The 13,889-nt window shown below is 46.6% G+C and carries 13 protein-coding genes; 7 read left to right on the top strand and 6 right to left on the bottom strand.

Features of this window, described 5'->3' with window-relative positions:
• Positions 1 to 116: 116 nt before the first annotated feature.
• Positions 117 to 449 (bottom strand): SNARE-associated domain-containing protein, encoded by a 333-nt coding sequence (locus KSK55_RS08550; RefSeq protein WP_372238747.1) that lies wholly within the window; start codon positions 447 to 449, stop codon positions 117 to 119.
• Positions 450 to 500: 51 nt separating this feature from the next.
• Positions 501 to 827 carry an SNARE-associated domain-containing protein gene (locus KSK55_RS08545; RefSeq protein WP_218606595.1) on the bottom strand — a complete coding sequence of 109 codons (327 nt, stop codon included), beginning with the start codon at positions 825 to 827 and terminating at the stop codon, positions 501 to 503.
• Between the two features lie 187 nt (positions 828 to 1,014).
• On the opposite strand from KSK55_RS08545, the gene KSK55_RS08540 reads away from it, so the two are divergent.
• Positions 1,015 to 1,920, top strand: coding sequence for a phosphate ABC transporter substrate-binding protein (locus KSK55_RS08540; protein ID WP_218606594.1), 906 nt, complete (start codon positions 1,015 to 1,017; stop codon positions 1,918 to 1,920).
• Between the two features lie 232 nt (positions 1,921 to 2,152).
• Here the strand turns inward: KSK55_RS08540 and phoU are convergent, their stop codons facing one another.
• The 3 genes from phoU to pstA are packed head-to-tail and all read right to left on the bottom strand — an operon-like array spanning position 2,153 to position 5,457.
• On the bottom strand, positions 2,153 to 2,803 hold the full coding sequence (phoU, locus tag KSK55_RS08535; RefSeq protein WP_214420125.1) for a phosphate signaling complex protein PhoU: 651 nt from the start codon (positions 2,801 to 2,803) through the stop codon (positions 2,153 to 2,155).
• Positions 2,804 to 2,805: 2 nt separating this feature from the next.
• Positions 2,806 to 3,567: a phosphate ABC transporter ATP-binding protein PstB gene (pstB, locus tag KSK55_RS08530; RefSeq protein WP_214420126.1), complete on the bottom strand. Its 762-nt coding sequence runs from the start codon at positions 3,565 to 3,567 to the stop codon at positions 2,806 to 2,808.
• A 3-nt stretch (positions 3,568 to 3,570) separates the two neighbouring features.
• The gene (gene pstA, locus KSK55_RS08525; RefSeq protein WP_218608911.1) at positions 3,571 to 5,457 is read right to left on the bottom strand and encodes a phosphate ABC transporter permease PstA; all 1,887 of its coding nucleotides are present in this window, start codon (positions 5,455 to 5,457) and stop codon (positions 3,571 to 3,573) included.
• 419 nt (positions 5,458 to 5,876) lie between these two features.
• Here pstA and KSK55_RS08520 point away from each other — a divergent pair, with 419 nt between their 5' ends.
• The 6 genes from KSK55_RS08520 to comE are packed head-to-tail and all read left to right on the top strand — an operon-like array spanning position 5,877 to position 11,591.
• Positions 5,877 to 6,662, top strand: a complete 786-nt coding sequence (locus tag KSK55_RS08520; protein ID WP_218606593.1) for an ATP-binding cassette domain-containing protein — start codon at positions 5,877 to 5,879, stop codon at positions 6,660 to 6,662.
• Positions 6,662 to 7,366, top strand: a complete 705-nt coding sequence (locus tag KSK55_RS08515; RefSeq protein WP_218606592.1) for a GTP-binding protein — start codon at positions 6,662 to 6,664, stop codon at positions 7,364 to 7,366. Before KSK55_RS08520 ends, KSK55_RS08515 begins: the two co-directional genes overlap by 1 nt.
• Positions 7,366 to 7,992 carry a (Fe-S)-binding protein gene (locus KSK55_RS08510; protein WP_218606591.1) on the top strand — a complete coding sequence of 209 codons (627 nt, stop codon included), beginning with the start codon at positions 7,366 to 7,368 and terminating at the stop codon, positions 7,990 to 7,992. The genes KSK55_RS08515 and KSK55_RS08510 overlap by 1 nt, the downstream gene beginning before the upstream one ends.
• Entirely contained in the window at positions 7,989 to 9,212 is a 1,224-nt protein-coding gene (locus tag KSK55_RS08505) for a methanogenesis marker 16 metalloprotein (RefSeq protein ID WP_218606590.1), read from the top strand. Before KSK55_RS08510 ends, KSK55_RS08505 begins: the two co-directional genes overlap by 4 nt.
• Positions 9,209 to 10,477 (top strand): cysteate synthase, encoded by a 1,269-nt coding sequence (locus KSK55_RS08500; protein ID WP_218606589.1) that lies wholly within the window; start codon positions 9,209 to 9,211, stop codon positions 10,475 to 10,477. The genes KSK55_RS08505 and KSK55_RS08500 overlap by 4 nt, the downstream gene beginning before the upstream one ends.
• Complete coding sequence (comE, locus tag KSK55_RS08495; RefSeq protein ID WP_218606588.1) at positions 10,470 to 11,591, top strand: sulfopyruvate decarboxylase subunit beta; 1,122 nt, start codon at positions 10,470 to 10,472, stop codon at positions 11,589 to 11,591. The genes KSK55_RS08500 and comE overlap by 8 nt, the downstream gene beginning before the upstream one ends.
• A gap of 11 nt (positions 11,592 to 11,602) precedes the next feature.
• On the opposite strand, the gene KSK55_RS08490 is transcribed toward comE, so the two are convergent.
• A complete protein-coding gene (locus KSK55_RS08490) occupies positions 11,603 to 13,879 on the bottom strand; it encodes a methyl-accepting chemotaxis protein (RefSeq protein WP_218606587.1) in 2,277 nt (758 codons plus the stop codon).
• Positions 13,880 to 13,889: the final 10 nt, after the last annotated feature.

Genomic DNA, 13,889 nt, shown 5'->3' with positions numbered 1-13,889 from the left:
ATCCTCCAGGGAGGATCACCCAGGCGGTAATCAGGTATATGATATATGATGAACCGTATTTCTCTTCTTTGATCCTTACACAGATCCTTTATCTTATAAAATAGGGATATGTATCGTTATTTTTTCGATTCAATCGTCATGCAATATTCTAATGCCTGATTCTGTTCTGTATCTCTGGGTTTTTCTTTCTTGAATACGAATGCACTGATTACTGCTTTTAAAACCATAGCAATTGAAAAGATACAGATACCTAATACCAGCCACATGAGCATCGAGACATTGTCCTGGATGATCGGAATATTGCCAATCAGAAATCCTCCCCCTACAAGTCCCCCGGTCCATAGGACTGCCCCAAAAACGTTATAAAATAAAAACCAGCGATAGTTCATCGTTCCTATTCCGGCAAGGAAGGGGGCAAAGGTTCTGACAATTGGGACAAACCGTGCGATAACAATGGTAATGCCTCCATATGTCTCAAAATAGTGATGGGTTTTTATGAGTCATTCTTTATGAATGAATGCAGCAAGGCGACCTTCCATAATTTTGCATCCGGCATACCTTCCTATCCAGAAATTTACGGTATCTCCTATTACAGCAGCAGATCCAATGATGAGAAGTAATACCCAGATATTGAGCACTCCGCTTCCTGCAAGTGCACCACTGACAAAAAGAAGAGAATCTCCAGGCAAAAATGGGGTTATGACAAAACCGGTCTCACAGAAGATGATGAGAAACAGTACACCATAGATAAGAGGCCCTAATTCTCCGGCCATCTGTTCAAGAGATGAGTCAATATGAAGAATAAGATCAAAAATGGTAAAATCCATGTATCCGGAAATGTTCCCTCTCCAGAGCAATAGGGTTTCCCATTGATAGTAATGGCAGTTATTGGTATGGTCATTGGTTGATGGAGCCCTCTCTATGTACATATAGAGAAGTCTGATATCTCTATATTCTCTGGAGGCAATCTGCTTATTATCTAGGTCCATTATAGGTTTTGATGCGTGAGATGCTATGAGGCAGAACAAGATAACGCTATCAGGTATAATTATAATTGGGCTCTTTATTGGAGCTGTACTCCTCTGCGGATGTATCGGAACAAATGAATCCAAATCTTCTACTCCTGAGGGAAGCAGTGAAAATCCATTGAAACAGGCACAGATACCGGAATCCGGTGTACTTACGATTACCGGTTCAACAACTGTGCTTCCGGTCGCAGCCCAGGCAGCAGAACTCTACATGGATACTCATCCTGGTGTTGATGTACAGGTGAATGGTGGAGGCTCAGGAGTCGGTGTCCAATCAGCCGGATCAGGTACTGCCATGATTGGAATGGCTTCCCGTGATTTGAAGAGCGAAGAGAAAGAAAAATACCCGGAACTGGTTGAGCATCAAATTGCCATCGACGGTATTGCAATCATTACTCACAAAACAAACCCAATTGCTTCACTTACCCTTGATCAGGTAAAAGCCATTTATAATGGAAATATTACCAATTGGAAAGAAGTCGGGGGCATTGATGCAAACATCGTTGTAATTGGTCGTGATAGTGCATCCGGAACCAGAGAATTCTTCCATGAGAAGGTCATGAATAAAGAAGATTTTATTCAGACCCAACTTGAAAAGAACTCAAATGGTGCAGTAAAACAAAGTGTTGCACAGACTCCTGCAGCAATCGGGTACGTTGGTCTTGGATATATCGACGAAACTATCCATGCTGTGCCAATCCTCGTTGATGGTACGTCTGTAATACCCTCTATTGAATCGGTAAAGGATAAATCATATCCGATTGCACGGCCACTGAATTTCCTGACAAATGGGGAACCATCTGGTCTTATTGCTGAGTTTATTGCATTCATCGACAGTCCGGAAGGACAAGAAGTTGTAATTGATGAAGGCTTTGTTCCCCTTACCCGGTAAACCCTTTTTTTCTTTTTTCTCCCGCTGTTTGTATCATATCTTTCTGATGGCCTTCTTTTCTGTATTCTGACAGCAGATTCTGTGTTCACATCAGATTGGGGATTTTGACAAGGTCAGTAGTTGCAACCTGCATTGAGTGAAATCCTGTAATAATTCTCAGGTAAAACGGTATCCTTTTAGAATAATTCCGGAAAAAATGGTTAAAAAGAAGAAGAAACGGGAAGAGGAAAGATCAGATTATCTCGATGCGTTCACCTGTTACCATGTAGGTGGTCATCTCAGCAATATTACATGCCTGGTCACCACACCGCTCCAGGTACCGGTCGATAATGACATATCTTGCCAGTATTGAGACATGGTCTTTATCTGTCTCCATTCTTTTGATAAGATCCCTCATTACTTCGCAATAAAGCCGGTCAATCTCAGAATCCCGCTCTCGCATATTCCTGATACGGGATACTTCACGGTCAGTAAATGCATCCATTGCATCTTCGATCATTGCAAGAACTTTTCTACCGACGATAATGAGTTTATCAGGATCAGCAAGACCGCAGCATTGGGAGAGGACCTTGATTGTGTCCCCGATATCATAGCCCATCCGCCCGATCCGTTCAAAATTATATATGATGCGAAGTGACGCTACAATTTCCCTCATGTCACGTGCAACCGGCTGGTATAAAGCCAGGTATCTGAACATTGCTTCTTCAACCGCAATGAATCGTTTTTTGAGTTCTATTTTACGTTCACAAACATCCTGTGCCAGGTCTGCATCTGCACGTTCGAAGGCATCAATGCTGTCCTGAAGCATGGTTATTGCAAATTTCCCAAGATTACATGCTTCCTCATGGATCTGCAAAAGTTCAGTTCGAATCTTATCTGTCATGGTCATCCGAATCTTCCGGTGATATAGTTCTCAGTCAATTCTTTATGTGGATTCTCAAATATCTGCCTGGTTTCACCAAACTCAATGAGGTCACCTAAGTACATAAATGCCGTATAATCTGAAACGCGGGAGGCTTGGGACATACTGTGGGTGACAATTATCACACAATACTCACGTTTGAGATCATCAATCAGATCCTCGATCTTTGATGTTGCTATCGGGTCAAGGGCACTACACGGTTCATCCATCAGGATGATCTCCGGATTTACTGCAAGGGTTCTCGCGATACAGAGCCGTTGTTGCTGACCTCCGGAAAGACTCATTGCAGAATCATGGAGCCGATCTTTTACTTCTTCCCACAATGCAGCTTTTCGAAGGCAATTATGTACTATTTCATCAAGTTGTTTTTTATTTCTGGTGCCATGAACCCGTGGGCCATATGCAATATTCTCGTAGATAGATTTTGGGAAGGGATTTGGCTTTTGGAAAACCATCCCAATCTTTATTCTCAGATCTACCGGATCAGCATCAGGTCCGTTGATATTTTGTCCATGGTAAAGGATGTCTCCAGTGACCCGGCAATCGGAGACCAGATCATTCATGCGGTTAAAACACCGGATTAGTGTGGATTTTCCACATCCGGAGGGACCAATCAGAGCGGTGACCTTTCTGTTCGCTATTGGCAGGGTTACATTGCGCAGAGCCTGGGTTTCGCCATACCAGAGGTTTAAATTCTGCACATCAATGATTATTTCTTCATTCATTGGTTACCACCTGACTTTTTTATCATAATGATTTCTGATGACAATTGCCCCTCCATAAATCAAAATAACGAGGACTAAAAGAACCACTGCGGTTGCGTACTGGTTATTTCTGGCTCCCGGAACATTGGTTGCCAGGATAAAAAGATGGTATGGAAGGGCCATAACCGGATCAAGAAATGAATCCGGAAGCCTGCGTTGCATGAACACAACTGCAGTAAACATGATTGGAGCAGTCTCTCCGGCAGCCCGACCAATTGAAAGAATTGCTCCGGTAATAATTCCTGGAATAGAGGGAGGCAGGACCACCCTGCGAACGGTCTGCCACTTCGTTGCCCCAAGGGCATATGATCCCTCCCTGATACTGTCAGGAACACTTTTCAGGGCTTCTTCGGTGGTCCGTATGACTGTTGGAAGAACCATGAGGGCCAGGGTTACCATACCCGCAATAAGGGAGATGCCAAACCCAAGGAACAGAACAAGGAATGTGAACCCAAACAGACCAAATACGATGGAAGGAGTTCCATTTAGAAGATCTGTAGCGGTTCTGATAATCCGTGTGAGAATATTCTCTTTAGTATATTCAACCAGATATATGGCTGCCCCTATTCCAAGAGGCAAAGCAATGAGAATTGATCCGGTCACAAGATAGAATGTCCCGATAATGGCCGGATATATCCCTCCACCACGTCCAAGATTTCGTGGGGCCTGTGTCAGGAAATCAAGGGTAACATATGGAAGGCCGTTTGAAAATATATCATAGAGGATAAAAATGAGAATGAGTGTTACAACTGCCATCATCAAACCAATTATTGAAAACCATATTTTCTGAATGGTTTGTCTGATACAGTATCTGTCAACCAGTCTTCCGATTATGTAAAGAAGCACAATACATACTGCTCCATACCACATTCCGATACTGAGCAGGGCTAACCCGAGAAGGGCTGTTAATCCCAGGGGGGTATACTGCGTTATCCAGGACAGCCGGTCATTTATCATAAGATCTGAAAACAGTCCCTTTTTCGAACCTCCTCCTGTTTGTGAACTCTTTATCCGTTTCATCACCATCAGGGCTGAAAGGTTGATAATCAGGGTTATCAGAAGTAAAACAACAGCGACCCCAAATAAAGCATGATAATGAAGTGATCCAACAGCAACTTCTCCCATCTCGATACCAAGTGTCCCTGTCAGTGTTCGCACCGGTGAGAGAATATTCCAGATTGGTTCTGGTATTATAGCTGCATTGCCGGTAACCATTATCACTGCCATCGTCTCACCTACCGCCCGGCCGATACCAAGAATTATCGCTGCAGTTATACCGGATAGAGCAGCAGGAATAATTACATGGGAAATAGTCTGCCAATGGGTAGCACCAAGAGCGAGAGATCCTTCTTTTAAGTACCGGGGAACTGAACTGATGGCATCTTCTGATACACTAATAATTGTCGGTAATGACATGATCCCAAGCAGAATTGATCCTGCCAGAACCGATTCTCCGGATGGGACTGAAAGAATGTCCTGTAAAAATTTAACCAGAATGACAAGACCGAAAAAACCATACACTACAGAAGGAATTCCAGCAAGAAGTTCAATGGCTGGTTTCAGAATAGTTCTCATCCGTGGGCTTGCAAGTTCAGCAATATAAATGGCACAGGCAATACCAAATGGAACCGCAAAGATCATTGCCCCGAGGGTAACAAGCAATGTTCCGACAATAAGTGGAACAAGTCCGTATTTTGGAATGACGCTGGCAGGATCCCATCGTTCTCCGGTGAGAAAAGGAATAAGCCCGATATCCAGAAAGGCAGGTACTGCATCATAAAGCAGGAAAATCAGGATGAAAAATATGCCGATGATTGAGGATATGGCACAGACAAACCATAGAGTATGCATGGTCAGTTCAAGTGGTCTTCGTTTCCGGCAAAATTTCAGGGTATTGTGCAGTCCTGATGTCACGTTCTCTCTGACTCCTTATTGAGCGATTGACCGGATTTATCAGATCATACAATATTTGCTGGTAAGTATGAACATTTGCATGATGATGGTCCGGACTACGCAGGTTATGTATCATGCTCCTGAATAAAGCATCAGGTTATGTTCTAGAGAATATGGAGAACTATTGTGAGATATAGGATCTCTATAGGTGACGATGTGTATTTTTCATGATATTCCCTTTTCTTGAAAAAAGAGCTAATAGTCAGGCTTGATGTTATCTTAGTATCAAAAAAATAATAATAATTTATCTTATTGTCTTATTTTTTTGTAAATTTAGATAATATTATGATTGATATCCTGCATATGTTATTATCAGGATGACAGAGGAAACCATCAGGGATATAACCATACTGCCAGGACGAAATCGCAGGGGAATACAGGAGGCATTTGATGAGATCCACATCAGACCAGGCGATACCCTGTCTATCGTCGGGCCGACCGGGTCAGGAAAAAGTGCCTTTATCAACGATATCGAGATATTTGCAAACCGGGATACCGTCACCGGGCGGCAGATCCTGGTCAACGGAAAACTTCCTCCGGAGCGGTATGTCCGTGACCCGGCAGCAAAACCTGTTGCCCTCATCACCCAGAATACCCGGTGCCTGTGTGACCTCTGCGTATCAGACTTTTTACGAATGCATCTCCTTTCCCGTGGATATATGAAAGAGTCCTGCATTCAGGAGACTATCAATCTTGCAAACCAGTTTACCGGAGAACCGATCACCGCCCATGTCCGGATGACCAGCCTTTCCGGAGGACAGACCAGATCTCTGATGGTGGCAGATGCCATTCTCATCTCAAATACACCGATAATCCTGCTTGATGAGGTTGAAAATGCTGGTATATTCAAAGAAAAGGTAATAGAAGTCCTTCGTCAGCATCACAAGGCCCTGCTCTTTGTCACCCATGATCCCCTGGTCTCCCTACTCTCAGATCGGCGGATCGTCATGCAGGATGGTGCCGTCTCCCGGGTCATCGAGCCAGACGGGGCAGAGGAGCATGCAATCCGTCAGATGCTTCACATGGATGGCGTTATCGGCCAGATGAGAGAGATGATTCGTGCCGGTGAACTGATCACTTCGCCCATTCCGGTATCCTACTGATGAAACTCATCATCATCGCCGGTCCTCCCTCGGCTGGAAAGACTGCGGTCACCAGGCAGATAATCAGGACCCATCCGGAGCTGAAAACTGCATACCTGAAGATAGATGTCGTCTGTGCCACCGAAGACGAAGAGATCAGGGATGAGTTTCATATTCCGGCAAAGAAGGTCTACTCCGGTGATCTCTGTCCTGATCATGCAGGCATCATGATCCTTGATGAGGCTATTCAGTGGGCAATGGCAGAAGAGGCAGATATGCTCATCGTCGAGAGTGCGGGCCTTTGTCTGCGATGTACTCCGTATACCACCCAGTCATTTGGTATTGTCGTCTTATCTGCAATCTCCGGGATTCAGTCACCTGCAAAGATGGCACCCATGATAGCCCTTGCCGATATCGCGGTGGTGACCAGGATTGACCTTGTCTCACAAGCGGAGAAGGAGGTGTTCAGAGAGAAGATCCGGGGCATCAGGGGAGATATCGATATTGTTGAGACCAATGCCGTGCAGGGAACTGGTATGCGATACCTGACAAGGGCTATTGGCGAAACCCAGGATATCCAGGACCCGTCCACCATCACCCTCCGGGGTATCCCTCCGCTTGGTGTGTGTACGGTCTGCATTGGAAAGACGAACATCGGATGGAAGCATCATACTGGCGTTCTTCGTCAGCTTGATGGAGATACACTCATGTTCAGAGGTGACTGATGGGAGAGGACTGGACCCCGCCTGGAAGAAACTGTGGTGCATGCGGGTACGGGACCTGTGATGAGTTCTCTCTTGCTCTTCGGACTGGGACCAGAAAAAAGGAGGAATGCCCGTTCTCCTCTCAGGTCCTGCATCAGAAGATGCCCTGTACAGAGGCTATTCTGGGGACCGCTGATATTTTGGGAGACCCCTTTGATTTTATCCTGCACCCATTACCTGGTGAATGTTCGGCAAGGAAAATTCTCCTTCCATTCAGACCTGATCTCGTTGAAAAATGGGATGTCCAGCCGGGTGATATCCTGACCGGACGGCCGATGGGAGCCGGATGCCCGGTCCAGCATGTCCTGCAGGTGTTGTCAGCAAGCAACGTATCAGGGGTGATAGAAACGCACGTTGTCGGTCCGCTCTACTCACGAGGGAGAGAGGTAAAAGATCTTGAGGCCTATCATATCATTGGGTTTGAAGGAATGGCAGAGAGTGTCCGTCAGTCACCGGTATTTGGGAGGAGGATGCGGTTTCTCCCTGCGTATTGTATGATGAATCTTTCCCATACCGGCGTTGTGAACCAGTTATTCTCGCGAAAAGAAGGACTGCAGGTACGGGTGGAGGATATCAGGCTCCTATGAGACCAATCGATGAGATCCGGACTGCCCTTGCTGATGGTTCTGCAGTTATCCTGACCGCATCGGAGTTAAAGAAAAGAATTGCACAAGGTGATACCATCTCTGATGTTGATGTGGTCACCTGTGGAACTTGTGGAGTTATGTCTGGCACCTATGCGGTCCTTTCTGTTCCTGTTGCCCCTCCCGGAGCCTTTTCACGTGCAGATACCATCTCTCTGCAGGGAGTGCCTGCAATTCCTGGTCCCTGCCCGAATGAACGACTGGGTCTTGTGGATCTCATGGTATTCGGGACAGCCCATGCAGATGACCGGTATGGCGGGGGACATCTGATCCATGACCTCATTGCTGGTAAGGAGATCCATGTCGCAGTTACCTCGGCTGGAAAGAACTATGAGGCTGATGTAACCCTTTCTGACCTCCCGTTTGCCCGGTTATTCACAACCCGGAGTGCGTTTAAGAACTACTCTGCAATCATCAATCGTGCCTGCGAACCTGAGAAGACGATATTTTCTGCCCTGCCTCTTCAGGGTACCAGTACACAGGCTACCGTATCCGGATGCGGGGAGATAAACCCGGTGGAAAATGATCCAACCCTTCGGTTCCTCTCTTCCGGTACTCCGGTGATCGTGAACGGGGCTGGTGGCCGGGTTATTGGAACCGGGACCAGGAGTTCTACTGAGCGGCCCAATCTTTCAGTCCATGCCGACCTGAAGGAGATGGATGCACAGTTTTGTGGCGGTTTTCTCACCGCTGCAGGTCCTGAGTGTATCACCAGTATCGGGACTGTAATTCCGGTTGTTGACAAGGATGTCCTCACTTCCCTTTCTGTCCGGGATTGTGATATTCCAATGCCGGTTGTGGATATCAGTGACCGCCAGCCGGTTGGGACTGCCTCGTATGATCAGGTCTGGACCGGCACTGCAACACGGGTCTTGTATCATCCACAGCGATGTCTTCATTGTTCTCCCTGTGATGCCAGAACCTCGTGTCCGGTTGATGCAATCCGGGAAGACGGGACGATCAATCAGATACAATGTTTTGTCTGTGGAACCTGTGTGCAGATCTGTAAAGAATCAGCGTATGAGGGGAATTTTGGTTCCATCAGGAGCGATAGAGATGGATCTGGCATTCCGATTGTCCTCCGGCAGTCTGACCGGAGAAGAGCAGAGATACTCTGCAGGAAAGTGCGGGATATGCTGGTCAGGGGTGAATTTCAGGTATGACCGGATATACGCTCACCTGCCCGGTATGTAATAAGGAATTTTCCGATTCCTATACGCTCACCTGTCCGGATGGGTGTCAGGGACTTATTCGGGCAAAATATTCAGTACGTCAGATAACGCACCATGAGGCGCCGGGTGTTTTCAAATATATGGACTGGCTTCCGGTCATCAGTTCACTCCCGACCCGGGCTGAGCCGGTCTGTTTCAAAAGTGAGGGTCTTGCTCGTGCTTTGGGCCTTTCAGATCTCTGGATTGTCTTCTCCGGGTACTGGCCTGAAGTGGGTGCCTTTGCCGTGAGCGGTTCGTTTAAGGAGTTTGAAGCCTTCCCGACGATGCAGCGGATATCCGAGCGGACGAAGGGAATCATCCAGGTGTCCTCTGCCGGAAATACAGGCCGAGCATTTGCCGAGGTTTCAGCTCAGACTGGTCAGCCGGTCATCATCGTCGTTCCTGAATCTGCACGAGACCGGATATTCACGACCCTACCAGCACACGATATCCTGCTGATTACCATCTCAGGTGATTATACCGATGCCATCAGTCTGGGACACCGGATCTGCACACTCCCAGGTGTTTTTCCGGAAGGAGGAGCGAAAAATGTTGCCAGACGTGATGGCATGGGCACCGTCATGCTGGCTGGAACCCTTGCGATGGGAACACTTCCTGACTGGTACGTGCAGGCTGTCGGGAGCGGAACCGGGGGAATTGCAGCATACGAAGCCTCGCTCCGGCTTATTGCAGATGGTCGGTTCGGGACGAAAATGCCCCGCCTCCTTCTCTTCCAGAATGAACCATTTATCCCGATGGTCAGGGCCTGGCAGGAGGGAAGACGGGAGATCAGAGATGAAGATATGCCTGATGCAGAACATGCCATCTCCCAGGTGTATTCAGATGTCCTGACAAACCGGACACCTCCCTATGGAATTGCCGGAGGGGTGTTTGATACGCTCATCGCAACAAACGGACTCATGGCCGGCGTTTCATCTGAAGATGCACAGGAAGGAGGAAACCTCTTCTCTTCATGTGAAGGAATAGATCCTGATCCTGCTGCAGCGGTTTGTGTGGCAGGCTTACGAGAGGCAGTTCGTTCAGGGATGATCAACCCTGATGAGAAGATTCTTATCAATATCACGGGGGGAGGATATGCCAGGGGAGCGAAAGATCTTCCCCGGTTTGTAAAAGAACCAGGTATCGTGACATCAAAAGAGACTCCCTTTGAGAAGATAACTGCAGTGGTGCAGGAATGGATGAGATATTATGCATGAACAGACCGTTTCAGGGATATTAAAAAAGGAAGCAATTGAGTATATCATCTCGCTTCCCTGTGATCGGACAAAAGATCTCTGTGAGATCCTTGAGAAAGAATTCCGGTATATTACCATCTCACGTGAAGAGGACGGTATTGGGATTCTGTCCGGCCTGTCCCTGATGGGAAAACGGGGCGTATTACAGATGCAGAGTTCAGGTCTTGGTAACTCTCTCAATGCCCTGATGACCCTCCCCTACCTGTACATGCTTCCCCTGCCAATCCTTGCAAGCTGGAGAGGATATTACCAGGAGAAAATATCTGCCCAGATCCCGTTTAATGAAAAGATCCCGGATCTCCTGAAATTATACAATATTCCCTGCACGATTATCCGGGAACCTGCGGATATTGATCTCATCACCTCGGTCATCAGTGATGCCTGGATCGAAAGCAGACCTCATGTTGCTCTTATCTCACCTCAGGTCTGGGAGGGAGAGGAAGAACTCCTGAAATCCGAACCAACAGTACGGACCAGAACAACGAGTCTTTCCTATCAGGGAGTCATTCATGAATCAGTCATGCAGCGGGCTGATGCAATCGGGGTTCTTGCGTCGTTGATGACCGATGAACTGGTCGTCTCAAATATCGGTGTTCCATCAAAGGAACTCTATCATGCATGGGATAATCCGGCCAATTTCTACATGCTCGGCTCATATACACAGGCAAGTCCCCTTGGATTTGGTATCGCTCTTGGAACTGACCGGACGGTGGTCGTCCTTGACGGTGACGGAAGCCTTCTTGGAACAGCTGTCCTTCCGGTTATTGCCGGAGAATCCCCTGATAATCTGATTATTATCGGTCTTGACAACGGAGTATTTGGAAGCACCGGAAATCAGTGTTCTCCGGCATGGAAGACTGTTGATCTGGAATTACTGGCACGAGCCAGCGGATTTGTTCGGACATGGAAAGTTCACACTCCTGAAGAACTCCGGGATGCATATACAAAGGCACGTTCAGGTGGTCCATCATTTATTCATGTAATTATCAGACCTGGAAACCGGAATGTTCCAAATATTTTACTCTCTCCACTGGAGATTAAAAACAGGTTCTATTCTGAGGTCAGGAAGAACTGACCAGAACAGAATCAGACTACGAATTTATTTGTCTCTTTATTGAGGTTTTCGGCAACTTCATGGACATGGATTATCTGTTCTGAAATCTGGTCAATTGCTGCCGAGGCTTCTTCACTTGCTGCTGCTGCTGCAACGGCATCTTTCGCAGTTCCTGAAACAAGGGTATTTACTTCGTTTATAGACGCGGTAATCTCTTCTACTGCAGCAGCCTGTTGTTCTGCAGACTTTGCTACATTATCCATCTGTAAACTGACTGTATTAACCGAATCAATGATCTTATTGAAGACTTCGAGCGTTTCATTCAGAGCTTTTCCACCTTCTCTGACTACCATGACACTCTTATCCATAGTTTCAGAGGCCTGCTCTGTCTTCTTTGTTAACCCCTCAATCATCTCAGAAATATTCTCTGCAGACTTCCTGGACTCAAGAGCCAGTGATTTGACTTCACTTGCAACAACGGCAAATCCTCTTCCTGCCTCTCCTGCCCGTGCTGCTTCAATAGCGGCATTTAATGCAAGAAGGTTCGTTTGTGATGCAATATCAGATATCACGAGGGATATCTTGCTTATTTTGCTCATCTCTTCCATGATCTCATGGACCAGACCAGTGACCATGTCCGTTGAGCTCGTGATCTCTTTCATACCCCGTTCAGCTTCCTGTGCAAGGGCCGATCCTTGTTTCGAGAGATTGTTGGTATCTGAGGAGATCTGATTTACTTCTCCTGTCCGTGCTGATACTTCAGATACGTTGACTGCAAGATCTTCCATTGCCCGCAGAATCTGAGAAAGACCATCTCCACCCTGTTCTGCTTTGAGACTTACATTTTGTGCAATTTCAGCAAGAAGCGAAGATCCACCAGAAATATCCCTGATACTTGAAGAAGCCTGGGTTGAAACATTATTTAATACTTCGATCTGTTTGGTAATGATTGAAATTGCATCAGAGACATGATGGCCCACATCATCAAGGGCTGTTTGAAATGCTTTCCACTCTCCAGAGTATGAAACATCGGTATTCATTCTTCTGGTGAAATCATACTGTGCATAATCATTTGAGACATCCATTGCCTCATGAATCGGGATAACAACTGAATCCAGTGTTTTATTGATCCCCTCGATAATCTTCCTGAAATCTCCTTTATGCTGGGAGGGATCGGCACGAACCTGTAATCTTCCTTCAGATCCTGACGTAACAAGCATATCCACATCAGAGATAACATCCCGGATATTATCCCGCATCCTGACAAGCGGCCCATGGATCTGATCCCTATCTGATGCCTGGATTATCTCTGCATTCATGTCACCGTCTGCAATCCGAGTCACATAAATAATCAGGCCATTTAACCAGTCATGAACCGCATTAATTCCATCTCTAATCTTGGCATGATCACCCACACATTCGATCTCGACTCGTTCACTCAGGTCCCCTTTCCGGATCTTTTGAAGAATCCGGTTTCCTGCCCGGATAGGGGTAAGAATTGCATCAAGCATCTCATTCATACCCTTGATGGTTTCTGCATATTCTCCGGTGAATAATTCTGGTCTTCCCCTGTTTGCCAGGTCACCACGTTTTGCCGCCTCCACCATCAGGGAGATCTCCTTGTGTACCTCCTTCGTAACATCAGCCACTCCGTTGACAGCCTGCCTAATCTTTTCATGCTCCCCGGAATATACCTGGTCGATACCTGCACTCATATCACCTTTCGCAATCTTCTGGAGCACTCGGTTCATGTCCCTGAATGGATGAAGAATGCCATTGAGCATCTCATTGATGCCGGTGATGAGTTTAAACATATCTCCTTTGTAATCTTGTGCATTGAGTCGTGCTCTCAGGTTGCCGCTCTTCATCTCTTCGGCAAGATGGAGAATGTCACGAATAGCATGATGCTCAGGGGTATTATCAATTATTGAAACAATCAGGGATGGGGTTTTAGAATACTCTGACTGGCGAATGGTTACTTTTCCTGATAATTCAACTTTGTCAAACCTGGTAAATACCCATTCAAACCTGGTGTTTTTTCCTCTTTGAACTGTCTTCAGGAGTTCTTGAATCATAACTGCTGAAGAAGAACCATCAGGCTGATGGGTGGGAGACAAATCAGATAGGAAAGATCCCATGAGATCATCTGCCTGGCGCGCCCGAAATGTGCGGATAGCTGCCATATTAGCATATATAATGCGGTTTTCTTTCAGAACCAGAATGGGGTTTGGGATATCATTGAGTATTGTCTGTGATTCCCGGTTCTGGTAGCCATCCGGGTTTGTTGTCTGTTGGTATGAATCCGCCATATTAATCTGG

Source organism: Methanospirillum hungatei (assembly GCF_019263745.1).
GTDB lineage: Archaea > Halobacteriota > Methanomicrobia > Methanomicrobiales > Methanospirillaceae > Methanospirillum > Methanospirillum purgamenti.
Note: the sequence above shows the minus strand (reverse complement) of the source record. Positions and strands in the feature narration are given on the sequence as shown.